Source organism: Pseudobutyrivibrio sp. (genome assembly GCF_015057185.1).
GTDB lineage: Bacteria > Bacillota > Clostridia > Lachnospirales > Lachnospiraceae > Pseudobutyrivibrio.
Map to the genome: position 1 here is coordinate 1 of NZ_SVEV01000041.1, position 22748 is coordinate 22748.

27 protein-coding genes are annotated in these 22748 nt (G+C 37.5%); 3 read left to right on the forward strand and 24 right to left on the reverse strand.

The window, feature by feature from the left end; translation table 11 throughout:
- Window positions 1-117: 117 nt before the first annotated feature.
- The 3 genes from E7276_RS13610 to E7276_RS13620 all read right to left on the reverse strand — a co-directional run bounded on the left by E7276_RS13610 (window position 118) and on the right by E7276_RS13620 (window position 2846).
- A complete protein-coding gene (locus tag E7276_RS13610) occupies window positions 118-1722 on the reverse strand; it encodes a sensor histidine kinase (protein WP_294218697.1) in 1605 nt (534 codons plus the stop codon).
- Between the two features lie 29 nt (window positions 1723-1751).
- Window positions 1752-2423 (reverse strand): response regulator transcription factor, encoded by a 672-nt coding sequence (locus E7276_RS13615; protein WP_294218700.1) that lies wholly within the window; start codon window positions 2421-2423, stop codon window positions 1752-1754.
- Between the two features lie 72 nt (window positions 2424-2495).
- A complete protein-coding gene (locus E7276_RS13620) occupies window positions 2496-2846 on the reverse strand; it encodes a hypothetical protein (RefSeq protein WP_294218704.1) in 351 nt (116 codons plus the stop codon).
- Between the two features lie 221 nt (window positions 2847-3067).
- Between E7276_RS13620 and E7276_RS13625 the strand changes: the two genes are divergently transcribed.
- Together E7276_RS13625 and E7276_RS13630 are read left to right on the forward strand one after the other, a co-directional pair.
- Entirely contained in the window at window positions 3068-3448 is a 381-nt protein-coding gene (locus E7276_RS13625; RefSeq protein ID WP_294218708.1) for a response regulator, read from the forward strand.
- A 3-nt stretch (window positions 3449-3451) separates the two neighbouring features.
- Complete coding sequence (locus E7276_RS13630; RefSeq protein ID WP_294218711.1) at window positions 3452-4336, forward strand: chemotaxis protein CheX; 885 nt, start codon at window positions 3452-3454, stop codon at window positions 4334-4336.
- Between the two features lie 129 nt (window positions 4337-4465).
- Here the strand turns inward: E7276_RS13630 and thrC are convergent, their stop codons facing one another.
- Window positions 4466-5956: a threonine synthase gene (gene thrC / locus E7276_RS13635; protein ID WP_294218713.1), complete on the reverse strand. Its 1491-nt coding sequence runs from the start codon at window positions 5954-5956 to the stop codon at window positions 4466-4468.
- A gap of 181 nt (window positions 5957-6137) precedes the next feature.
- Between thrC and E7276_RS13640 the strand changes: the two genes are divergently transcribed.
- Complete coding sequence (locus E7276_RS13640; protein ID WP_294218716.1) at window positions 6138-6527, forward strand: hypothetical protein; 390 nt, start codon at window positions 6138-6140, stop codon at window positions 6525-6527.
- A gap of 59 nt (window positions 6528-6586) precedes the next feature.
- Here the strand turns inward: E7276_RS13640 and eno are convergent, their stop codons facing one another.
- From eno to E7276_RS13740, 20 genes are all read right to left on the reverse strand, one after another.
- The gene (gene eno / locus E7276_RS13645) at window positions 6587-7882 is read right to left on the reverse strand and encodes a phosphopyruvate hydratase (protein WP_294218718.1); all 1296 of its coding nucleotides are present in this window, start codon (window positions 7880-7882) and stop codon (window positions 6587-6589) included.
- A 193-nt stretch (window positions 7883-8075) separates the two neighbouring features.
- Entirely contained in the window at window positions 8076-8510 is a 435-nt protein-coding gene (locus E7276_RS13650; protein ID WP_294218720.1) for a M67 family metallopeptidase, read from the reverse strand.
- The gene (thiF, locus tag E7276_RS13655; RefSeq protein WP_294218722.1) at window positions 8511-9347 is read right to left on the reverse strand and encodes a thiazole biosynthesis adenylyltransferase ThiF; all 837 of its coding nucleotides are present in this window, start codon (window positions 9345-9347) and stop codon (window positions 8511-8513) included.
- A complete protein-coding gene (gene thiS, locus E7276_RS13660) occupies window positions 9347-9553 on the reverse strand; it encodes a sulfur carrier protein ThiS (protein ID WP_294218725.1) in 207 nt (68 codons plus the stop codon). The genes thiF and thiS overlap by 1 nt, the downstream gene beginning before the upstream one ends.
- Before the next feature lie 17 nt (window positions 9554-9570).
- On the reverse strand, window positions 9571-9888 hold the full coding sequence (locus E7276_RS13665; protein WP_294218727.1) for a thioredoxin family protein: 318 nt from the start codon (window positions 9886-9888) through the stop codon (window positions 9571-9573).
- A gap of 1 nt (window position 9889) precedes the next feature.
- Window positions 9890-10138, reverse strand: a complete 249-nt coding sequence (locus E7276_RS13670; protein ID WP_294218730.1) for a sulfurtransferase TusA family protein — start codon at window positions 10136-10138, stop codon at window positions 9890-9892.
- Window positions 10139-10176: 38 nt separating this feature from the next.
- On the reverse strand, window positions 10177-11046 hold the full coding sequence (locus E7276_RS13675) for a 4Fe-4S binding protein (RefSeq protein ID WP_294218732.1): 870 nt from the start codon (window positions 11044-11046) through the stop codon (window positions 10177-10179).
- A 17-nt stretch (window positions 11047-11063) separates the two neighbouring features.
- A complete protein-coding gene (locus tag E7276_RS13680) occupies window positions 11064-12284 on the reverse strand; it encodes an O-acetylhomoserine aminocarboxypropyltransferase/cysteine synthase family protein (RefSeq protein WP_294218734.1) in 1221 nt (406 codons plus the stop codon).
- 20 nt (window positions 12285-12304) lie between these two features.
- A complete protein-coding gene (locus E7276_RS13685) occupies window positions 12305-12883 on the reverse strand; it encodes a biotin transporter BioY (protein ID WP_294218737.1) in 579 nt (192 codons plus the stop codon).
- 6 nt (window positions 12884-12889) lie between these two features.
- Window positions 12890-13192, reverse strand: coding sequence for a hypothetical protein (locus tag E7276_RS13690; protein WP_294218740.1), 303 nt, complete (start codon window positions 13190-13192; stop codon window positions 12890-12892).
- Between the two features lie 30 nt (window positions 13193-13222).
- Complete coding sequence (locus E7276_RS13695) at window positions 13223-14599, reverse strand: YeiH family protein (protein WP_294218742.1); 1377 nt, start codon at window positions 14597-14599, stop codon at window positions 13223-13225.
- 169 nt (window positions 14600-14768) lie between these two features.
- Window positions 14769-15548, reverse strand: a complete 780-nt coding sequence (locus E7276_RS13700) for an ABC transporter ATP-binding protein (RefSeq protein ID WP_294218745.1) — start codon at window positions 15546-15548, stop codon at window positions 14769-14771.
- A gap of 4 nt (window positions 15549-15552) precedes the next feature.
- The gene (locus E7276_RS13705; RefSeq protein ID WP_294218748.1) at window positions 15553-16323 is read right to left on the reverse strand and encodes an ABC transporter permease; all 771 of its coding nucleotides are present in this window, start codon (window positions 16321-16323) and stop codon (window positions 15553-15555) included.
- Between the two features lie 9 nt (window positions 16324-16332).
- Entirely contained in the window at window positions 16333-16803 is a 471-nt protein-coding gene (locus E7276_RS13710) for a hypothetical protein (protein ID WP_294218749.1), read from the reverse strand.
- 10 nt (window positions 16804-16813) lie between these two features.
- Window positions 16814-18082 (reverse strand): radical SAM protein, encoded by a 1269-nt coding sequence (locus E7276_RS13715; protein ID WP_294218752.1) that lies wholly within the window; start codon window positions 18080-18082, stop codon window positions 16814-16816.
- 11 nt (window positions 18083-18093) lie between these two features.
- Window positions 18094-19122: an ABC transporter substrate-binding protein gene (locus E7276_RS13720; protein WP_294218755.1), complete on the reverse strand. Its 1029-nt coding sequence runs from the start codon at window positions 19120-19122 to the stop codon at window positions 18094-18096.
- Window positions 19119-19595: a hypothetical protein gene (locus E7276_RS13725; protein ID WP_294218756.1), complete on the reverse strand. Its 477-nt coding sequence runs from the start codon at window positions 19593-19595 to the stop codon at window positions 19119-19121. Before E7276_RS13725 ends, E7276_RS13720 begins: the two co-directional genes overlap by 4 nt.
- Before the next feature lie 17 nt (window positions 19596-19612).
- The gene (locus E7276_RS13730) at window positions 19613-20869 is read right to left on the reverse strand and encodes a radical SAM protein (protein ID WP_294218757.1); all 1257 of its coding nucleotides are present in this window, start codon (window positions 20867-20869) and stop codon (window positions 19613-19615) included.
- Window positions 20870-20878: 9 nt separating this feature from the next.
- Window positions 20879-22111 carry a methionine adenosyltransferase gene (gene metK, locus E7276_RS13735; RefSeq protein WP_294218761.1) on the reverse strand — a complete coding sequence of 411 codons (1233 nt, stop codon included), beginning with the start codon at window positions 22109-22111 and terminating at the stop codon, window positions 20879-20881.
- Between the two features lie 108 nt (window positions 22112-22219).
- Window positions 22220-22363 carry a YezD family protein gene (locus E7276_RS13740; protein ID WP_294218764.1) on the reverse strand — a complete coding sequence of 48 codons (144 nt, stop codon included), beginning with the start codon at window positions 22361-22363 and terminating at the stop codon, window positions 22220-22222.
- Window positions 22364-22748 lie beyond the last annotated feature (385 nt).

Sequence of the window (22748 nt, forward strand, 5' to 3'; positions counted from 1 at the left end):
CAGCTATATACTTCCTTGTTACCTAGGCGTATTCGGGACTTTCACCCGTTGGAGCGCGCCCATGGCGCGCAAACCACTAAAAAGGACTATCAGCCGATAGTCCTTTTATTATGCATATTAATCTTCTTGAAATGGATTTATTGTAAGCTCAAACCAGAAGGTAGCGCCCTTTCCTTGGACTGAGTTTACACCGTATTTTGCACCGTGGAGCTCAAGAACATTTTTAACAATGGAAAGTCCTAAGCCTGTGCCCTGTAAAGCTCGCTTATGTGCTGTTTTGTCCTTGTAATATCTATCCCAAACATATGGAATATCCTCCTGCTTGACGCCATCTCCAGTATCCTGCACCTCAATTCTAAGGACATCATCCCTAACCAATTGAACTACAGTAACCTTTTTGTCATCACCAGTATAGTTGATGGCATTGTTTACCAAGTTGTAAAGTACCTGGAACATTTTCTGCTCATCCGCATATACGTTAACTTCTCTGTCGTAAACAAAATCAATAGTATAGCCGTCGACTTCGCGAAGTTTGTTGTAGCGTTCCAATACATGGCGAATGCTTTCAGTAATATTGTAATCGCTAGGCTGAAGTGTGATTGTTCCAGCCTTTAGCTTTGAAATATCAAGCATATCGTTAACAAGTCCGCTGAGGCGCTCTGTTTCCTCTATAATAACCTGGACATTCTCTGGTGTATTCTCACCAGGGATATCTCGCATTACCTCAGCATACCCCTTTATCATAGTAAGAGGCGTTCTTAAATCATGAGATACATTTGCTATTAATTCCTTTTGCAAGCTATCTGTTTTGCCTAGTTCGTTAGCAGCATAATTTAATGTGTCAGACAGCTCAGCAACCTCCATATAGTCAGTGGAATTAAACTTAACTGTGTAATCTCCTGCTGCCAATCTCTTTGCGCCTTCATTTAAATTAATAATTGCCTTTGAAACACTTCTAGAATTAACAGCCGCAAGGGTAAAGGCTACGATAATCATAATGAAGGAAATAATTATCAGCTGCGCCTTTAAGGTGGTAACTGTGGCATCAACAGGTGTAAGCACCGAGTTAATCATAACAACAATTTCCTGACCGTCATATTCTATGATACGAACATAAATAACGGATTCGGCCATGTCGTCACCGAAGTTCTGTCTAAATTGCTCTGTAGTATTGTCCTCTTCATGTGGAATGGTATATTCGATTTTGCCCTCACCCTGCTGATTAGGTTCACTAGGCGCCACCTCTGGGGAAGCACTAGAAATGGCTTCCTCTCCGGACTCCACACCTTCTTCAGGATTTTCTTTAAAGGCAAAGCCATCATTTCCCTGCATTACATTACCCTTGTACTCAATTATGGCATTGCCACCATCCGCTACAGCCGTATCATAAAATAAGCTAAACATATATGGTGGAATAGATGAAATCCTAGAGTTAGGAATATATTCTGCAGTATAAAGGGCATTACCTTCACAGTCGGAAACAAGAATGCCCATGTTGTGCCCAGCACCGATTTCTTCTATTTCGTCAGTGGAAATCTCTCCTGATAAAATTAATTGTTCAACTTCGTTTACAACATTTTCTGTCTCACGAGTTTTGATCATTTTGTAGAAATCATCAAGGTAGACAATTTGAAAAAACCATAGTACTCCAATGAGCACCATGGCGAAAATGAGAAATATAGAAAATGTTTTCCATTTAATACTGATTCTGCTCTTTTTCAAAAAAGGACCCTCCTAGGGAGTAAATATCATTACGCCTCAAATCTATAACCTACGCCTCTGAGTGTAATAAGTAATTTTCTGTACTCCCCAAGGCTATTTCTAAGTAGCTTGATGTGGGTGTCTAATGTCCTGTCGTCTCCATAATAGTCATAGCCCCAAACCTCAGTAATAAGTCTTTCTCTCTCAAGAGCAATGTTTTTATTGCGCACAAGATAGAATAAAAGCTCGTACTCCTTTGGTGACATTTCAACTCTTTTGCCATCAATTGAAACTGTTCTCGCTGTGAAGTTGATTTCAAGTCCTTCGTATTTAAAAATATCAGCGTCATCTTCTTCTGATTTGCCTCTACTTGTAACTACCTTGACTCTCATCATCAATTCCTTTGGTGAGAATGGTTTAACAACGTAGTCATCAACACCTGCCTCAAAGCCGTGAATTCTATCATATTCCTCCCCTCTTGCTGAAAGCATGATTACAGGAATATTTTTGATTTTTTTAATCTCTGTACAAGCAGAAAATCCATCAAGCTCAGGCATCATAACATCCATGATGATAACATCGAAATTACTATCGGCCTTTACCTTTTGGATGGCATCCATACCATCAGTAGCTTCCGCTACCTCATAACCTTCGAACTCACCATATTTACGAATGATTGAGCGGATTTTTTCCTCATCATCTACTACCAAAATTCTCTTCATATACGCCTCCTCATAACAACGATTGTATTGTGCATTAATAATGTGAATTCTAAGTGACGTTAAAATAATTGTTTACTGAATATATTTCTTTTTTGCAGTACGAATAAAATATGAAAAAACAACCCACACAACAACGAATGCTAATAAGAAAATAACATTTACAGTCTGTGTAGATGGCATTTTCCCTGTGTCGTTAAGAACTCCCTGGATTCCAAATAAAATACAAAAAGCTCCAAAAACTGCTGTCTTTGGCATCAAATATTTTGATAATGCTTCCACGTCAGTACATCTGGCAAGCTCATCTGATGTAATAAGCATTGGATCGATTTTGTGGGAAATGTAGTTTTTGATTCCCGCAAAAACAAGATAAGCTCCCAATGCCAAAATAATGATGTCAAAAATTGTCATAAAACTCATGTCCATAATACATTAATACCTCTCAAATCTTTTTTAATAATTATAGCTTTTTCAAGGGTATATTGCTAGAACTTCATGATTACTAACGGTGGAAATCATTATTTTTTAGTTAGAAAAAAGTTACACAAAATAATCAAATAATTCACGAAAATATCAGATAAATACATTTGAATAATGAAATTTTATATTGTATTATTATTGTATAATTTGCAGGAGGTTTTGGCTTTATGGATATTAATAACAAAAAGATATTGATTTGCGACGACTCAGTACTTGCAAGAAAACAACTCAAAGATGCCGTGAACGAAGTGGCTAGCGGTGCGGTATATTTAGAAGGAAAAAACGGTATCGAAGCAGTTGAATTATATAAAGCAGAGAAACCGGATTTAGTATTTATGGACATTGTCATGCCCGAGAAGGATGGCAATGAAGCTCTATCAGAAATCAGAGCTTTCGATAATGATGCAGTTATTATTATTGTATCCTCAGTTGGTACACAGGAGCAGCTCAAAAAAGCAATTCAACTTGGTGCTAAAGATTTTATTCAAAAGCCTTTTGAGAAGAATCAGATTAAGGAAATCATTGAACTGCGCCTTGGAGGAAAGTAATTTATGTTCACACAATTCTTAGGAAATTATTTACTGCAAAAGGGGATTGTTACCCAAGAGCAGCTTTTCCATGCAATGTCACGCCTCTCTCAAACACATATCAAGCTGGGAACCATAGCAATTCATGAAGGTCTTATGACAGCCAACGAGGTAGATGAATGTTTATACATCCAAACTCGTGAGGATAAACGTTTTGGTGAAATTGCAGTTGAGCGTGGCTATTTAACAGATCAACAGGTTGCTGATTTGTTATCCAAACAAACTCCAGACTATATCCTTTTAGGCCAGACTCTTGTTGAAGACAACGTCATTACCTACGAGGATTTAGAGCGAATCATATTTGAATACAAAGGCGATACTGAGCTCTATGATTTGGAGCTTGACATTGAAAACAACGAAGCTGTTTATTCAATTATTGAGAATTTCTTTTTACTTGCAGAAATGCCTGTTAAAACAGAAAATGTCATGTACTTAGAGCTTATGTTTAACAGCTTGATACGTTTCATTGGCGAGGATTTCACACCTCTCTCTCCTATGGTGCTGGAAGAATATCCAATTACTTTTGGTGTTTCGCAATCCATATTCAGCAACATGGATTATATCACTCACATTGATTGTGACAGAGATACAGCTGTAGGATTTGCATCAAGATACGCCAAGGAAGATTTTCAGGAATTCAATGAATATGTAATTGCCGCATTAGAGGATTTTCTAAATCTTCACAACGGACTATTTATTGTTAACATTTCAAATGAACAGGCCAACACAAGCATTGCCTTGGCACCACCTGAGATTACTGAAGAAGGCGTCTTAATTGGAACAAATAAATGCGTAGACTTCCCAGTGGCTTATCCATTTGGAACTATTCATTTAATTATTTGTTACTAAGGATTACAAAAGCCCCGGTTACGCTCTCAAGCCTTAGATGTCACTTTCGGTCACTACATGTGACCTACAGTAACACTAAGAGCTTGATAGCTACCGGGGCTCTTATTATGTCTATGAACACTCAACTAATTAAATGCCAAGGAATCTTTTTACCTCAGCGCACATATCTGAAACCTCTACTACTGTATCATGTCTGACAGCAGCTGAACGAATCTCTTCGATTGCGTTTGGAACATCAACCTTTCCAAGTTCTGAAAGCTTGTCAACGAGAACGAAATCTTCTTCCTTCTCATATGCTGCATCAATCGCTCCCATTACAGCACGTGTGAATTTAAATGGGCTAGCTGTAGAAGCGATAACAGTTGTCTTGTTGTCATTCTCCTGAGCCTTGTATTTATTGTATACAGTAGATGCAACAGCTGTATGAGTATCAATAATATATCCTGTCTTTTCGTAAAGCGCCTTGATAGTAGCACCTGTCTCCTGCTCTGAAGCATAGTTGCCATAGAAGCTATCAAGCTTTGATTTCATCTCTGAAGTAATTTCGTATTTACCTGTATTCTTGAGGCTCTCCATAAGCTCAGCATTCTTAGTAGCATCATCACCAGCAATATGATAAATAAGTCTCTCAAGGTTACTTGAAATCAAAATATCCATTGATGGTGAATTTGTAAGGATAAACTCTCTATTTTTGTCATACTCTCCTGTTGTGAAGAAATCATAGAGAACCTTGTTCTCGTTTGATGCACAGATAAGCTTTGCAATAGGAAGTCCCATATTCTTTGCATAATAAGCAGCAAGAATATTTCCAAAGTTACCTGTAGGAACAACTACATTAATAGTCTCACCTGATGCAATTTTTTCTTCTTTTAAGAGCATTGCATAGGCATATACATAGTAAGCAATCTGTGGAACCAAACGTCCAATGTTGATTGAGTTTGCAGATGAGAACTGGAATCCTGCAGCGTCTAACTCTGCCGCAAGAGCTTTGTCATTAAACATCTGCTTAACACCTGTCTGGGCCTGGTCAAAGTTACCCTTGATTCCAACAACGTGAGTATTGTCACCCTTTTGAGTAACCATCTGACGCTCCTGAATAGCAGATACACCATTCTTTGGATAGAATACAACGATACGAGTACCCTCAACGTCTGCAAATCCTGCAAGAGCAGCCTTTCCAGTGTCGCCAGAAGTAGCTGTTAAAATTACGATATCATTTTTTATATTGTTTTTACGAGCGGAAGTAATCATAAGATGTGGCAAAATCGAAAGTGCCATATCCTTAAAAGCAATAGTTGCACCATGGAATAACTCAAGATAATATGCCCCGTCAGCATAAACTAGTGGAGCAATCTCCTCTGTATCAAATTTGCTGTCATATGCACTGTTGATACAGTGTTTGAGCTCCTCTTCTGTGAAATCGCTAAGGAATAATTTCAACACTTCGTATGCAACTTCCTGATATGACATCTGGGCAAGCTTTTCAACAGGAACATCAAGCTTTGGGATAGATGTAGGTACAAATAAACCGCCATCATCAGCCAATCCCTTTAAAATAGCCTGCGAAGCTGTGATTTCCTGCTTGTTTACATCTCTTGTACTAACGTATTTTACTGACATGATTTTTCCTCTCTGTTAATTTTAATTTTCTCACAATACTTTACCACAGCAAAGTACGAAAATCTACTGTCAATTTACCCATTCTCTCACTTTTGAAAATAAATACTAGCTTCTTGCGAAAATTTAACTAAAGATTTATCATAGTTGTTTGGGTAGAAATAAGAAATTTAGGGTGAGAGAGATGGAAAATATTGATAAAACAAAACTTTTAACAAAAGTCATTTTTAATGAATACCCTCTTCTAATATTGGGTAACCTTACACAAAACACATATAGCTTTTTAACTTACGAGGATTTTTCTTCCACCAAATGTGCAGCTGCTGGTTCCTTTGATGAACTAATCGACTCTGGATGTGAAACAATGCACGACATGGACAAGGATTTATTCAAGAAGACTTTTTCTCGTGACAATCTATTAAAGGAGTATGCTGCTGGCAAGGACAAAGTTGCCCTACGTGTATTCCAAGAAGGAGACGACGGAGTTCTTAGGAAAGTAGAAATCACTGATTTTCTCATCAAGGATGAAAACTCCGAGGATGTACTTGTTATTTCCTTCAACAGAAATATCTAAACTTCATATAGAAGAAGCGGCGCACATGCACCGCTTCTTTTTTATAGATTGCTTTTTAATTATTTAACGTTAAATGCTCCCATTCCTGGATAGATTGCAGCGTCACCTAACTGCTCTTCGATTCTAAGAAGCTGATTGTACTTAGCCACACGCTCTGTTCTTGATGGAGCACCTGTTTTGATTTGGCAAGTGTTAAGAGCTACAGCAAGATCTGCAATTGTTGTATCCTCTGTTTCACCGCTTCTGTGAGAAGAAATAGCTGTATAGCCTGCCTTATGAGCCATCTTGATTGCCTCAAGTGTCTCTGATACAGAACCAATCTGGTTTAGCTTGATAAGGATTGAATTGCCGCAACCATTTGCAATTCCCTTTGAAAGACGTTCTGTGTTAGTAACAAATAAATCGTCTCCTACTAACTGTACCTTGTCTCCAAGCTCAGCTGTAAGTTTCTTCCAGCCTTCCCAATCTTCTTCATCAAGAGCATCCTCAATAGAAATAATTGGATATTTTTCAACAAGCTTTTTCCAATGCTCAATAAGCTGCTCAGAAGTGTAAACTGTACCAGCCTTTGGAAGCTTGTACTCACCTACTTTTCCTGTCTTCCATTCAGAAGATGCAGCATCCATAGCGATTCTGAAATCCTTTCCTGGCTCATAACCAGCCTTCTTTACAGCCTCGAGAATTGTCTCTATAGCTTCCTCATCAGATTTGAGAGCAGGAGCAAATCCACCTTCATCGCCAACTGATGTAGCAAGTCCTCTATCCTTTAGAATTGCAGCAAGTGCATGGAATACCTCTGCACACCATCTGAGAGCTTCTCTAAAGGATGTAGCACCAACAGGCATAATCATAAATTCCTGTACATCCAATCCAGATGAAAGTGCGTGGCAACCACCGTTAACAATATTCATCATTGGAACAGGAAGTCTATTTCCATTAACTCCACCTACGAATCTATAAAGTGGCATATCGTAAGAAGTAGCTGCTGCACGACAGCAAGCGATTGATGTGGCAAGAATAGCATTTGCGCCAAAATTTGATTTATCCTTGGTACCATCAGCCTTAATCATAGCTGCATCAATTGCATAAATGTCCGATGCATCCATGCCAACGATAGCCTTTGCGATAGGTCCATTGATATTTTCAACGGCCTTTAAAACACCTTTTCCTAAATATCTATCTTTATCTCCGTCTCTTAATTCAAGAGCCTCAAACTCGCCTGTAGATGCACCTGAAGGAGCCATTCCCCTTCCAACAGTTCCATCGGCAAGAGTAACTTCACACTCAACAGTAGGATTTCCTCTAGAATCAAGAATCTCTCTACCTACTACCTTTTCAATCTCTAAATAATCCATAAAATAACCCTTCCTTTCAAAATTTGAGAACTCCTTTTCCAAGAGGTAGCAACTCTTATATAGAAAAAGGAGTTCTACAATGATTCGCACGATAGTTAGCCATCGCTAACCATAGATAGAATAACAGAACTCCGATAAATCTACAATAATTATAGGTCGTTATTTATTGAGGTTTTTTATCATTAAGAATGCTTTAATAGAAATAATTCTCAGAAACAATTCTTAAATCCTCTTTTTCATACTTACCATTTTCTACATGGTAACTGTTAAAAACTGGGTTTTCCCCCATTAAAGAAAGAATCATATAGCTAGCCTTTGAATCAAAAGAAAGTCTGATATCTTCTTCTGATGGACGGGATGGTGACTCGGGATGTGAGTGCCAATTACCAAGCTGTTTTAACCCTGCTGCTCTCATATCCTTGATGGCCGTCATTTGGTCCTTCGGATCTAGTGTAAAATGGTCGTGGGAATGGTCTATGTTTTCGAGAAAATAAACCTTTTCAATTACTCTATTCCCATTCTCATCCTCAGAGCCTGCAATAAGTCCGCAAGCCTCCTCTGGAAGATGCTCTTTTGCATATTTAGCTATATCATCGTATATACGATAATCTAATCTAATTATTCTCATTTACTGATTTTCCTTTGTCTCGAATCGTCCAGCTGTTTCTTCACAAATCTCCTGCTCATAATCAATAAGCTCTGTGATTGTTGGAGCCTTGCCACATACAGGGCACTTTCTTGTATCGCTAGGAAGCTTTATTTTTCTGAACTCCTGATTTACAGCATCATATGTAAGAAGATGCCCTGTGAGAAGCTTTCCCACGCCGACAATATACTTTACCGCCTCCATTGCCTGAAGAGAGCCTATAACTCCTCCCATTGCACCTATTACCCCAGCTTGCTTGCAGGTAGGTACTGCATCCTTAGGCGGCGGATTTTTAAATACACATCTATAGCAGGGACCCTCTCCTGGCACATAAGTCATAAGCTGACCTTTAAAGCGAATGATTCCTGCATGACTAAATGGCTTCTTTTCCATTACGCAGGCATCATTTATCAAAAACTTTGCTGGGAAATTGTCTGTGCCATCAATTACAAAATCATATTCACGAATCAGCTCTCTGATATTTGTAGAGTCTACAAACATGTGATAGGTCTTTACCACCACATCTGGATTCATTGCGTTCATAGTCTCCTTAGCAGACTTTACCTTTGGTTTCCCGATGTCTGCGGTGCTATGGATAATTTGGCGCTGAAGATTAGATAAATCCACTTCGTCCGCATCTACAATGCCGATTGTTCCTACGCCTGCTGCTGCTAAATACATAGCTGCAGGGGCCCCCAAGCCTCCTGCACCAATAATTAGCACTTTTGCATTAAGGAGCTTCTTTTGTCCTTTGGCACCTACCTCTTTGAGGATAATATGGCGGCTATAGCGTTCGATTTGCTCATCTGTCATTGCCATTACTGTCCGCCTCCCATAAAATATAGAAACTCCACTGAGTCACCTTCTTTTAAAACTGTGGAATCCTTTTCCTCTGATGCTACAAATTCATCATTGATTGAAACTGTAACATACTGTGGTGTTTCCACATTCTCAAGCTCTATAAGCTCAGGAAGTGTTAATCCATCTTTAAAATCTTTCTTTTCTCCTGCCACTATAATAGTCATATGAAAATCCTCCCTAATTAAATATTTGCATCTAGCCACTCTGTTAAATCGTCATAGTCCCTAGAGCCAATTTGCTTGTCAACATCCTTGCCATTCTTAAAGAGAATAAGTGTAGGATTTGACAAAACCTTATATTCCTTTGCAAGGGTCTGATCATAATTTGTATTAACCTTAAATACATTAATTTTGCCTTCGTAATCTTCTTCCAATTCACACAAAACTGGTGCTAATTTTTTACAGGCTACACATGAATCTGAGTAGAAATCCACCAATACAGGAAGCGCACTATCTAACACCTTATCCTTAAAATCATCTGCATATACTCTAGCTGCCATATTATTCCTCCACCTTTCTCACATACAGTGTGTAGGTTCCATCCTCGTTATCAAAAAGCCTCAACACCTTATGTCCATCCTCCTTGAAAGAGCGTGGAACATTTTGAACTGGTTCTCCATCATTTAAGCGAATAGCCAAAATCTGTCCATCGTCTAACTCCTCTATTGCCACCTTCGCAGTAACAAATGTTAAAGGGCATACCTTATCTGTAATATCAACTAAATCATCATATTCTAATACTTCCGCCATGTTATTCTCCTTACTCCTGTAGCACCTACAAACTGTCTTTAATTATTGTTGTATGCCTTATTTATACTTTCCTTGAGCCCTTCATCACCTAGTCGCTGCAATGTTGCGCGGAAGCGTTCACTAGGTTTTGCGTTGGCTTGAAAATAATCAATTGCGGCATCTGTGACACGGAATAATGTTTCCTTATCTCTAATAATAGGAAGCAATTGTTCTGCTTTATAAATCTTATTTCCAAAGGTTCCGCCAAAGGAAACGATATATCCAGGTGTTCCCTCCCAAGCATCTGTTGGACAGCTTTTTACACATCGTGCACAGTTATTGCACTTACTTCTATCAATGGTGACCTTGCCATCCTCCATTTTTAATGCTGACTCACGACATGCTTTCACACATACACCACATGATATGCAGGCATCTTCCTTGTACTCAACTGTCATTCCACCTTTAATTCCAACATCATTCTCCTCTGCCTTTAAACAGTTATTCTGACAACCTGTTACTCCAAATTTAAACTTGTGTGGAAGCTCTCTTCCAAAGTATCTATCATTAAGTTCTTTAGCCAAAGTGTATGTATCTATACATCCTGATGGACAAATTTCTGATCCCTGGCAAGCGGTGATTGTTCTAACTCTAGGGCCACACACTCCTGTGTATACTCCGCCTTCTTCCAACTCTCGTTTTACATTTTCCAAATCATTTACATGAATGAAAGGAATCTCAATTCCCTGACGAGATGTCATATGGATATAACCATGCCCATATTTTTCCGCCACCTCAGCAACAACCTTAATTGCAGATGCATCAAGATTTCCTCCCACTACGGCAAGTCTAAGAGAGCCATATCCTTTTTGTATCTGTGTCATGAACCCGCCAGCTTTTAGTGCCTTATAATCAATTTTTTCTGCCATTAATAACTCCTTTACTACTAGTTAATTGCCTGTTTGAAATCCTCTATCAAATCCTCCGGGTCTTCAATTCCTACGGAAATACGGATTAAATCATCAAACACTCCCGAAGCTGCCAGTTCTTTTTCAGTACTGTGAAGTGAAATTGTTGATTGTGGATGAACTACAAGTGTTTTTGTATCTCCTATATTGGATAAAATATATGGGATTTTAAGATTGTTCATAATGGAAAATGCTTTTTCCTTACTCCCAACTCTTATTGTAAGTATTCCACCATAACCACCTTTTAATTCCTTTTCTGCTATATGATGCCATGGGCTCGACTTAAGTCCTGGATAGTTTACCTTGATATCTTGGTAATTATCCTGAAACCATTTTGCTAACGTATATGCGTTTTCACATTGTTGCTTCATACGAAGTCCTAGAGTCTCAATACCAACCAAATTCAAATACGCATTAAATGGTGATAAACAAACTCCTACATTTCTAAATAATCCATTTCTCAGCTTGCTAATATAAGCAAACTGCCCAAACTTTATATATTCACCTAATACCGGATATTTTTCCTTGGTCCATTTAAAATGCCCACTATCTGTAAGCACTCCACTGATTGAATTGCTATTTCCATTAATATATTTTGATGAGGAATTCACCACGATATCAGCCCCATGCTCGATTCCTTTAATCAAATAAGGGGTGGCTGTTGTATTGTCTAAAACCAACGGAGTTCCATGTGCATGAGCTATTTCTGCTAGTTTCTTAACATCTGTTACGTCCAAACAGGGATTGCCGATGGTCTCTGCAAATACCACCTTGGTTTTATCGGTAAACGCCTTTTCAATAGCATCCCAATCATTGTTTTTTACATATATTGTTTTGATTCCAAAAGCCTCAATATCTCTAAATAAATCAATAGTGCCGCCATACAAACTAGCACTTGATATTATTTCATCTCCTGCCTGCAAAATATTTAAAAGAGCCATGGAAATAGCCGCCATCCCTGACGAACATGCGACTGATGCCAAGCCACCTTCAAGCTTTGTAATTCTTTCTTCAAAGGCACTGACTGTAGGATTGGCTACTCGTGTATAGCAAAATCCCATTTTTCTTCCTCCGAAAATCCCAGCCAAATCCTCAGCTGTCTCATGATCGAAGGCGGTACTTTGATATATAGGTGGCAACGTTGCCCCTTTGGAGTCCTTAACCACTCCTGCATGTAATAAATCTGTATTAAATCCCACCTAATCACCCCGTTTAAAATCTATGCTTGAACTCCAATGTTCCCCAACTTTTTAATTATTGGTAAGAGTTGCTTAGCAAACCCTGCTGCAATAACGCAAAGAATAAAATCTGGAAGAACAGTTATCAAGCAATACTGAACAACAACTACCGCAAATGAAACAGCTTCACCGACATAAAGGTTCTTAATTAGGTAAAAATAAACTGCACCCACCGCATAATAGGTTACAAGTCCAATGGTTGCTGGAATAATGTATTGCCAAAGCGTTACTGGCTTAATAATGTCTGAAACAAGTCCAATCAAATATGCTGCGAAAACGAAACCAAGAAGAAATCCAAAGCCGGGTCTAAGTACATACCCTATTCCACCACCTGCGGCAAATACTGGGACACCTGCAAGTCCAATAACTATGTAAGTGACAACACTAAGTGTTCCCAACTTTCTTCCAAGTAAAAATCCTGCTAATAATACAAAGAACCATTGAAGTGTAAAATGCATAGTATAAAGGGGAAGTGGTATATCCACCTTTAAAAAAGCACCTACTACAATAAGGGCTGCAAATAAAGCGGTTAATGTGAGTTCCTTTGTTGTAATTTTCATAAATATCTAGTCTCCTTTTCTCGAGCTTCTTTTTTCTAACCACGTCCACAATCTATACATAGCTACACCCCATAGTAAAAATAACCCAATATGAAGCCACATCGGAAAGCTTGTTCTAAAATGATCCGCATTTACGTATTTGGCAAATTCTGGTATATCCGCATAATAGTATGCACCTGCGCCAAAATCTAACCCTTCAATAAGTCCTAAGCCATTGGCCATTATGTATATCACTAGGATTAGAATTGTTGTAATGAAAACAATACCTAATACTTTGCTTATAGTTTTCAATGTGGCTTTTATATTCATATCAAACCTCCAAATATAGACCTTTCTCTATTACTGAAGTGTAGGAATAGGGAAAAATTTTCCTGATAGTAAAATGTATACCGCTATAAATGTAAGAACAATGTTAAACAATTGGCCTACAACATATAATGTAAGTGGCTTACCGCCCTTAAACTGTTCCTTGATTTCTCTAAAGTTTGTATCAAGACCAATGCTTGTAAATGCTAGTACGAAAGCCCAGTTCTTATACTGATCAAGTACTCCGTTGATTCCTGCAACTGTATCCTTGCCTACTGTTGGAAGAAAAATAAATGATGCTATAAGTGAAGCCGCGAAGAATCCTAAGATAAACTTTGGAAGTCTATACCAAATTTCTGCAGCTGTGACATTACTTTTTTCCTCTCCTCCTTCAACGTGAGCTGTAAAGAAAATTGCTACCGCAAATGCGATAAAGCCTATAAGAATATTCTGTATTGATTTAACTAGTACTGCTGCTGTCTGAGCTGTCTCTCCAAGAGCAGTTCCTGCAACTGTTACCGCACCAGTCGAATCTACTGTACCACCTATAAGAGCTCCTCCCATAAGTTCGCCTAGACCAGTTGCCTTGATGATAATAGGCTCAAACACCATCATAATTACTGTAAAGATAATTGAAATAGAAACTGCAAGTGAAAGGTCAGTTTTCTTTGCCTTTGATGATGCACCTGCTGCAATAGCTGCTGATGTACCGCAGACAGAAGTTGCTGTTGCAAGTGTAATTACTAGTGGTTTGTTGTCGATTTTAAGCACCCTTGTACCAAAGAACCACATAAAGATAATTACTACAGGTGTAACAATCCATGCAATTCCAAGTCCGTAAAGACCAAAGTTAATAATGTTTGAAAACAAAACTGAAAATCCCATTACTACAAGTCCAGCTTTAATATAGTACTCAGTCTGAACTGCTGGCTTTAACCACTTTGGAACACCAACAGTATTAGAAATTACAAGCCCAACAATAAGTGCCCAGAAAGCCCATTCTAAATATCTATTAAGTGTGTACTCCGCAGAAATGAATCTAACTAAGATAGCAAGTGCAAAAAGTACTGAGTAGGCTGGAATATAATCCTTAACAGATTCGCCCTTAAGCTTGATACCTGCTGTAAATAGAGCGCCTGTTACTAAAAAGGTTCTGATAAGTGATAACCAAAATGCTCCTGTGCTAAGCTGTTCCAACACGCTCACTCCGTTTCCCCAAGTAGAAAACTTTGTAGCGCTGAAATCAAATGCTCCTGTTAAAACTGATACTGCTGCTACTGCAATTAGAATTGCTCCAATCCAAATTGTGAGCCAATCTTCTTTTTTCCATAAATCTGATAGTTGAGATTTACTGGTTGTAACAATTTCTTCTCGATTAGTTTTTGTACTACCTAATGTAATGTCTGCCATATCATTTTCTCCTCCTATTGTTTATTATTAACTACTTATCTACTAGGTTGATAGGATTATATGCTACAAAGCCTGTAAATACAATACATTTAGTTCCTAAAGAAAATGAGAGCCAGCTATAAAACTAATTTATAACTGGCTCAAGCGTTTAAAAACAATATTCGTATTTTTAAATATAATACTCTAAATCTAACCCTGTATTTCCTATAAAGCTTGTAAGTATTTTCTTTCTTATATGCAAAAACTCTTCTCTACTTCTATCTCTCGGTCTTTCCAAATTAACACTAATAATTTCTTTAATTCTACCTGGACGTTCTGATAGTATTACAATTCTGTCACTTAAAAAAATAGCCTCATCAATATCATGCGTTACAAGTATCATTGTTCTCTTTTCTTTTTCCCATATTTTTAGAACTTCATTTTGCATAGATATTCTCGTAAAAGCATCTAATGCACCAAAAGGTTCATCTAAAAGTAGAACGTCTGGCTTACCTACTAATGCCCTCGCTATAGCAGCTCGCTGCTGCATACCACCTGATAGTTGAGCCGGATAGGCTTTTTCAAATCCAAGAAGTCCTACTAATTCTATGGCATTTCTAATTATATTCTTTCGATTCTCTTTAGAAACATTTTTCTCAATGCCAAACTCAATATTCTTCTCGATTGTTAACCACGGAAATAATCTGGCCTCTTGAAAAACAATTCCTACATCTGATTTTGGTGAATCAACAACTCTATCACCTACTTTTATTTCACCTTTAGTAGGGTTATCTAGTCCAACAAGCATTTTTAATAAGGTACTCTTTCCGCACCCCGAATTACCAACAATACTCACAAATTCTCCTGGGTGTATATCAAGATTTATTCTATCTAGTACTTCTAGATACTCACCATCTAATGGAAACACTTTTTCAACATTATTAAAATGTACTTCATTATTCGCCACCATATAATCACCTATCTCTATTATTTATATAGCTCCAACGCAAGATTCTCTTCTGAAGAGTACCTATTAAAGCATCAATAATTAATCCGATAAAACCAATAGAAAAAACACCTACCAATACTACTTCCGGCTGTGAAAGTTCTCGAGCATATGTAATCATATACCCGATGCCAGAAGAGGCTGCCACCATTTCCGCAGCAACAACACATGTCCAAGCAGTACTAATTCCTAATCGCAAACCTGTAAAAATTGACGGCCATGCTGATGGTAAAATCACATTAACCAAAATATTTATTTTGTTCTTTTCTAAGGTTTTAGCCACTTCCAGCAATTTATTATCCACTGATAAAATTCCGCTTATCGTATTTAACAATACAGGCCATAAACTACCAATTAGAATAACTGCTACCTTTGATTCTTCTCCGATTCCTAACCCAAGGATTAATAATGGTATCCAAGCAATCATTGGAATTGGTCTAAAAATACTTACCAATGAGCTTAATACTCTATTTATCCCACGAGAAATCCCCATAATTGTGCCTAAAATTATACCTATCAAAGCGCCCAGCAAATAGCCTTTGAAAACACGGCTAAGGCTAATTAACAAATTAGTTATCAGTTTTCCATTTTGAATCAATTTTATAAACGCCTGAACTAACACTGATGGTGCCGGTAATATGTGCTCATTTAACACCCCTAAGCTTCCAGACACCTGCCATATGATAATTAATAATACAGGTGCAATTATCTTAAGAATAATATCGATACTTTTCTTCATATCCCACCTCTATGTATGCTTAGCAAGTCTATCTAGATGTATGTATAAAGGGTGCTTTTCTGTTTCATCTAATAAACGTTTACTATATGTTTCATAAATAACCTCTGTTGGTTCAATATAATATACTGCTGCAAGATCATTTTGAGAATTTTTCTTCTGGGCAGCAATATAGTTTTCCTCATACTCTCTGCCAGCATTCAAATTTTCCTTTGGTATTCCTTTTATCTGGTAGCTCTTCTTATCGGATGTTATTACATTGATTGCAATTTCTTTATTGAACCACAAAGCATATGTAACATTTTTATTTGTTTGAGAGCTTTCTATCAGCTCCCAATATTTAATTCTCCCATCCTCAGATACTGTAATACTAGCTTTTGGAACAACGTGCACTCTACCATGCCTGTCCACTGATGCAAGCACCTTAATACTGTCTGGATTGTTGATTGCTTCAAACACTTCTCGATTTATTAAAACAGACATAATAATCTCCTTAATCAATTCTAGCTAAATCTGTATTAGGATGATTTCCACATCTTCGATAATCATCTGTATAGATGTTCAAACCATTTTTCCTTCTTACTTCAGCCAACCCTAAAGCAAGCCGAACATAATACTCTAATGACGGTGTTTTTTGTTTCATAAAAATTGCCCCCGGTAAGGTGTTCCAAACACAATCAGCGAAACTTATTCCATGGGAAGCAATTTCCTCTGCTTCCGCTAGTATATTTTTCAAGGCCTCGCCTTCGTCACTAAAGCCATTAGGCTGAGCAGTTTCTACTCCACCTACTATGCCACAATCAACGTTGCCTCTTCCAAAAATATCAACGGCATCGTATAAACGTTTTTTCCATTCTTCATAGCCAACTAGCCTTGCTTTGCCAGGACATACCCATCCAAATAAATCCTTGTTTAGCACTTCAAGATCTGTTGTGTATGTTGTAATGGCTGTCTCTTCATACATTCTCTGTAGCTGTTTCTTTGAAAATGCACTTGCAACTAACTTCACAGGAAACTTTTTTGCATCAATTGCTTTCTCTGCTGCATGCAATGTTTTAATATACAAGTCTACCTCATCATCAAATATCTCTTTTCCACTCAATGTGGAGCCTGCAGTCATATGAAACGATGCATATCTGCCTTTTTGTTTCAAAGCCTCCTGCACAGTCTCTGTAACATCTTCAAACCATTTATCATCTCTAATATCACCATCATCATTGCATGACCTATGGGCTGAAAACAACGCACAATACTTACATCCCTCCTTGGGCACATCCCAAAAATGGCATTTAGTAGCTGGTGCAATTGTAAGTCTCTGCGGTCGAGCAGACGCTATTTCTCTCATTGGTGTACCATTACTTGTATACTTATCATAGAAATCAGGCTTCTCCCAAAACCTAACTTCTTCATATATTTTATCTTCATCTACAATTACTAATTTGTCATCTACAACGTCTAACACATAAGGATCTCTATATGTCCAGTTGTATACCTCTTGATGTCCTTGACAAATAACAGACCCATCTCTTAGGAATAGACCAATCGGGGAAATTTGCTTTCCATGACCAATCATGTAATTAAAAGGCTCTACATGATGTTTATCAGGATTCACTTTTTCAAAAGCGGCATCCGTATATGCGATTCCCCTCCTACTAACATCTATTTTCAGGGCCACTATAGGCGGAATGTCTGGATACTTTTCAAGAACTTGTTTGTAAGATAATTCCATGTCGCGCCATTTTGTCCGATTGTTTATACTCATATTTGTCACCCTTAATTACTGTATTTATCAATTATCGAAGTATCAATTCTTTCGAGTATTTCCTCATTTGTTAATTCTTTTGAAATCATTTCATGACTATATAAGAAATCATAAGTTTCAAACAGATTATTCTCATAATCGTCATCCCATGAAAGCTTAATGTCAGCACCTTCGATAGTGTTTTTTACAACATCAACATCATTACCTGAAAATTCCGCAATGACCTTATATGCCTCTTCTGGATTATCATCTATCCACTCCTGCGCCTTCACTAAAGCTGCTATAAATTCCTCTACTAAATCTTGATTTTCTGAGATAAAAGCTGATGAGGCAACGATGTATGAAAATGCAGGATGATTAGCACAATCAGTAACAACAACATAGCCCTCATCTAATTTTTGATGTATATAATCACCACTCATGGATAAATATGCATCTATATCACCGCTATCGAATGCAGCAGTGGCATCTGATGTAGATGTGATATTTACCAGTTCAACATCATCTTCACTAAGACCTGCATCATTTAATATTCCGATTATGGACTTATGAACATATGTACCAATATATACACCTATTTTTTTCCCTTTTAAATCTTCTACAGCTGTAATTCCACTTTCTTTAGAGGCTATTACTCCGATATTTTCCCCCTGTTTAGCAGCACCAGCTAGAATTTTAGTGTCTACATCATTACTTATTCCAACTACAATAGGTTGATCACCTATTCCATTGATAATGTCTAAGTCACCTGCTACAAAAGCCTCATTAGCTGCAGGTCCATTAGCGAAATCAATTACTTCAATTGAAACATTGTCATCGGCAAAAACCTCGTCGAAATATCCATTTTGATAAGCAACTATAATTTGAGCATTCCATATACTAAATGCAAAATTTCCCAATCGTATTACTCTTTGACTCTCAGAGGTCTCTTCACTGACATTATTACCTTTTGCATTAACCTGACCACATCCAACTAACATGCCTAAAACCAAAGCTGTTCCTATTATTCCAGATAGTATTCTTTTAATATTCATTTTCATAGTTCATTCCTCCTAATGGTAATCTGATCTAAGTGTGCTAAAATTGGAAATTTCTCCCTTTCTTCCTGTTTTCTAGTTTCATAGGATACCTCTTTAATTGTTTCTGGAGCAATAAACCAAATTGCATTTAAATCCGTTTCTTCCCCAAATCTTGTCTGTATTTTTTCATATACCTTTTCGAATTCTTTTCCTGCAGTTATGCTTTTTGATGGAGTGCCTACAATATGAAAACTCCTTTTATCTTTGGATAAAATATTAATTGCAACCTTCTGATCAAACCAAATCGCATTAACTAAATTCTTATTATTAGTAGAGCTTTGTAGTAAGTCATAAAAAACAAAATCGTTACCCTCTACATGTAAAGTACCCTTAAAAACAATATGGGGGATACCTTCTCTATCATTTGTCGCAATTGCCTTTAATGTTTCTGGTTCATCAAGAATTCTTTTTAATTCATCACTTATAATAGCCATCTAATTACTCCCAATCATTAATATGTTCTCATTAAATCTAATCCAATATGTGCACCACATCTTCTAAAATCATCTGTATATGGATTTGGACAATATTTTCTCTGCAATCTATCAAACTCACGATAGACTTTGACAAAATAATCTAAAGATGGAGATTTTTGTCCCTGTAAAACAGACTTAGGTGCTGGTCTCCAAATATTCGCCGCCAATGCCACTCCATGAGAAATAATCTCTTCTGCCTCAGTTATAATTGCATCAAAAGCCTCATCTTCTGACTTGAAGCCATTTGGTGTAGCTAATTCAACCCCCAGTACCATACCGGAACTAACATTTCCTTTTCCAAAAATATCAACCGCCTTATATATGCGACGCTTCCACTCTTCATATCCAATCTCACGAGATTTTCCATGACAAATCCAGTCAAACTTTTCTGCATTCAACACCTCAATATCTGGTGTGTATGTCATAAGCTTAGTTTCGTTTCTCAATCTTTCTAACTGTCTCTCATTAAAAGCTGTTGCAATGAGCTGACTTGGAAATCTATCTGTTGTAAAAAACTCACCTAAAATTTTCAAAATAGCAATATAGCTTTCAAGCTCATCATCCAACAATTCTTTTCCAGACAAAATTGATCCACCGGTCAGCATTACATGAGTAAATCTACCTTTTTGCTTTAATGCTTCTGCAAACGCTTCTCTTATATATTTATGCTCATATTGTTCCTGCTTGCAGCCTTGGCTATTATATGTAGGTGTTAATGGGCAATATTTACAACCATCTCCCGGTTTATCCCAAAAATGACAATACCTATTTACATTTATATCCAATCGTTGTGGTCGACTGGTTATATACTTATTTAAAGGTTCTCCATTGCTTGCTAATTTGTTGTAAAAATCAGGTTTTTCCCAGTATCCAAGAACTTCTTCTAGCACTTCGCCTTCATCGGTGACTACAATTTTGTCATCTACAACATCTATTGTGTAGGGCTCACGTACCGAGTTCTCGTCAAAATCAAAATTTGCTACAAGATATGAACCATCCTTCCATATAAGCCCCTCAGGAACATAGTCCAAATTATTTCTAAAACCTGAACCTGCATCGCTGTTAACAACATGAATATTAGGATCTATTTTTTCAATTGCTGCTTTTGTATAATTAAGCCCTCTACGTTGTATGTCTGCCTTTAAAATCCATGATTTAGGCAGATCTGAATACTTTGCTTGCACTTCCTTTAAGCTAGGTTCTTTTTTTCGCCATTCTAAATCTCGTGCCATTCTATCCTCCTACACCAATACTGCTTCTGCCGAAATATTAAAAGAAATCTCTATATCCTTCTCTAAATTCTTCTTAATCTCATCCACCTTATCTAAATGCTCCCAAGGAAGGTCAATATCTGTTCTGCCGAAATGTCCATAAGCAGCAGTCTGCTTGTAGATTGGCCTGCGTAAATCAAGGGCATCAATAATTGCTGCTGGTCTAAGATCAAATACCTTTTCAATAATCGCAACAATCTTTTCATCTTCTATCACTCCCGTGCCAAAGGTCTCAACTGCAACCGATACTGGCTTTGCCACACCTATTGCATATGCAAGCTCCACTTCAAGTCGCTTTGCTACACCTGCTGCAACTAAATTCTTTGCAACCCATCTAGCTGCATAGGCTGCAGAACGATCAACCTTTGTTGGATCCTTACCTGAGAAAGCACCACCACCGTGGCGTCCAGTACCACCATAGGTATCCACGATTATCTTTCGTCCTGTCAGTCCTGCATCTCCCTGTGGTCCACCGATAACAAATCTTCCAGTTGGATTTACATAATAAATTGTGTTTTCATCTAATAATTCTTCTGGAATTACCGGCTTAATAACGTATTCAATAACGTCTTTACGAATCTGTTCAAGAGTTACATCCTCTGCATGTTGTGTTGATATTACAATGGTATGTACTCTCTTTACAGTTTTTCCATCTTCTGCAAATTCTACTGTTACCTGAGACTTTCCATCTGGTCTAAGGTATGGAAGTGTTCCATCCTTTCGAACCTTTGTAAGCTGTCGTGTAAGCCTATGAGCAAACGAAATAGCTGGTGGTAAAAACTCAGGTGTTTCATCTGTTGCATATCCAAATATGATTCCTTGATCTCCTGCGCCTGTCCCATAATCCTCTGTTGCTCCTTCCTGCTTTGATTCAAAGGCTTTGTCAACACCAAGTGCAATATCAGCTGATTGTTCATCTATTGATGTAAGTACCGCAATTGAATCTGCATTATATCCATCTACATTATTTACATATCCAATTTCTCTGATTGTTTCTTTTGCAATCTTTGCGATGTCCACATACGCCTTTGTTGTAATCTCTCCGACTACAAGTGCCAGTCCTGTTGCAACTGTGGTCTCGGCTGCAACTCTTGAATATGGATCCTGAGTAAGTAACTCGTCAAGGATTGCATCAGAAATTTGATCTGCAATTTTGTCTGGATGTCCCTCTGTTACTGATTCTGATGTGAATAACTTTCCCATATTATTTGTCTCCTTTTCTTAAAATGTTTTTTATAAAAAAGAGGCCCAAAACCACAGCAAATGAGACCGTGATTTTGAACCTCTAGTTGTCTAGTCAGCTCGACCTTTTTATATTCTTATCTTTTCACTTTTATCAATTTGAACTATTTTTCCATCCTGAATAATTATGTTTACCGAACCATATTTTATCGACTCAACATATTCTTTAATTTGGATTAGCTCCTTTTCATTAACCGTGTTTTGTTCCGCCATATATACCTCCTTTTTACACATTCACTTCGTATTTACGAATTTATTATTTCAAGTGTATGGGTATTTCTGATTCATTTAACTTGTTGATAATATAGCTTTAATTACCTACTAAGTCAATAGGTGTAATAATTGGTAAAAATAATAGCCAGTTATTAATATAATTAATAACTGACTTTTATATACATCAACGAAAGGTTATCGTCCTATTGGACCTATGTCCCAGAGCATTTTCCAACTCCTCTACACTGTGTGTATGTCCGTGTTTGCCTTCATTAATCACATGGGCGTGATCATGGGAATGCTCGATAGCATGCGTATGTGTAGAGCCGTCATGTGTATGCGTTATCAGATGTGTGTGAGCATGTTTATGGCTATGTATCAATGT

Excerpts from the sequence above, each read along its gene's own strand:
- E7276_RS13690 (WP_294218740.1), bottom strand. The coding sequence starts at position 13,192 with ATGAATATAAAAGCCACATTGAAAACTATAAGCAAAGTATTAGGTATT.
- E7276_RS13625 (WP_294218708.1), top strand. The coding sequence starts at position 3,068 with ATGGATATTAATAACAAAAAGATATTGATTTGCGACGACTCAGTACTT.
- thiS (WP_294218725.1), bottom strand. The coding sequence starts at position 9,553 with ATGACTATTATAGTGGCAGGAGAAAAGAAAGATTTTAAAGATGGATTA.
- E7276_RS13725 (WP_294218756.1), bottom strand. The coding sequence starts at position 19,595 with ATGGCTATTATAAGTGATGAATTAAAAAGAATTCTTGATGAACCAGAA.
- thiF (WP_294218722.1), bottom strand. The coding sequence starts at position 9,347 with ATGGCAATGACAGATGAGCAAATCGAACGCTATAGCCGCCATATTATC.
- eno (WP_294218718.1), bottom strand. The coding sequence starts at position 7,882 with ATGGATTATTTAGAGATTGAAAAGGTAGTAGGTAGAGAGATTCTTGAT.
- E7276_RS13695 (WP_294218742.1), bottom strand. The coding sequence starts at position 14,599 with ATGGCAGACATTACATTAGGTAGTACAAAAACTAATCGAGAAGAAATT.
- E7276_RS13675 (WP_294218732.1), bottom strand. The coding sequence starts at position 11,046 with ATGGCAGAAAAAATTGATTATAAGGCACTAAAAGCTGGCGGGTTCATG.
- E7276_RS13740 (WP_294218764.1), bottom strand. The coding sequence starts at position 22,363 with ATGGCGGAACAAAACACGGTTAATGAAAAGGAGCTAATCCAAATTAAA.
- thrC (WP_294218713.1), bottom strand. The coding sequence starts at position 5,956 with ATGTCAGTAAAATACGTTAGTACAAGAGATGTAAACAAGCAGGAAATC.
- E7276_RS13705 (WP_294218748.1), bottom strand. The coding sequence starts at position 16,323 with ATGAAGAAAAGTATCGATATTATTCTTAAGATAATTGCACCTGTATTA.
- E7276_RS13650 (WP_294218720.1), bottom strand. The coding sequence starts at position 8,510 with ATGAGAATAATTAGATTAGATTATCGTATATACGATGATATAGCTAAA.
- E7276_RS13640 (WP_294218716.1), top strand. The coding sequence starts at position 6,138 with ATGGAAAATATTGATAAAACAAAACTTTTAACAAAAGTCATTTTTAAT.
- E7276_RS13630 (WP_294218711.1), top strand. The coding sequence starts at position 3,452 with ATGTTCACACAATTCTTAGGAAATTATTTACTGCAAAAGGGGATTGTT.
- E7276_RS13730 (WP_294218757.1), bottom strand. The coding sequence starts at position 20,869 with ATGGCACGAGATTTAGAATGGCGAAAAAAAGAACCTAGCTTAAAGGAA.
- E7276_RS13700 (WP_294218745.1), bottom strand. The coding sequence starts at position 15,548 with ATGGTGGCGAATAATGAAGTACATTTTAATAATGTTGAAAAAGTGTTT.
- E7276_RS13685 (WP_294218737.1), bottom strand. The coding sequence starts at position 12,883 with ATGAAAATTACAACAAAGGAACTCACATTAACCGCTTTATTTGCAGCC.
- E7276_RS13670 (WP_294218730.1), bottom strand. The coding sequence starts at position 10,138 with ATGGCGGAAGTATTAGAATATGATGATTTAGTTGATATTACAGATAAG.
- E7276_RS13720 (WP_294218755.1), bottom strand. The coding sequence starts at position 19,122 with ATGAAAATGAATATTAAAAGAATACTATCTGGAATAATAGGAACAGCT.
- E7276_RS13620 (WP_294218704.1), bottom strand. The coding sequence starts at position 2,846 with ATGGACATGAGTTTTATGACAATTTTTGACATCATTATTTTGGCATTG.
- E7276_RS13665 (WP_294218727.1), bottom strand. The coding sequence starts at position 9,888 with ATGGCAGCTAGAGTATATGCAGATGATTTTAAGGATAAGGTGTTAGAT.
- metK (WP_294218761.1), bottom strand. The coding sequence starts at position 22,111 with ATGGGAAAGTTATTCACATCAGAATCAGTAACAGAGGGACATCCAGAC.
- E7276_RS13615 (WP_294218700.1), bottom strand. The coding sequence starts at position 2,423 with ATGAAGAGAATTTTGGTAGTAGATGATGAGGAAAAAATCCGCTCAATC.
- E7276_RS13710 (WP_294218749.1), bottom strand. The coding sequence starts at position 16,803 with ATGTCTGTTTTAATAAATCGAGAAGTGTTTGAAGCAATCAACAATCCA.
- E7276_RS13715 (WP_294218752.1), bottom strand. The coding sequence starts at position 18,082 with ATGAGTATAAACAATCGGACAAAATGGCGCGACATGGAATTATCTTAC.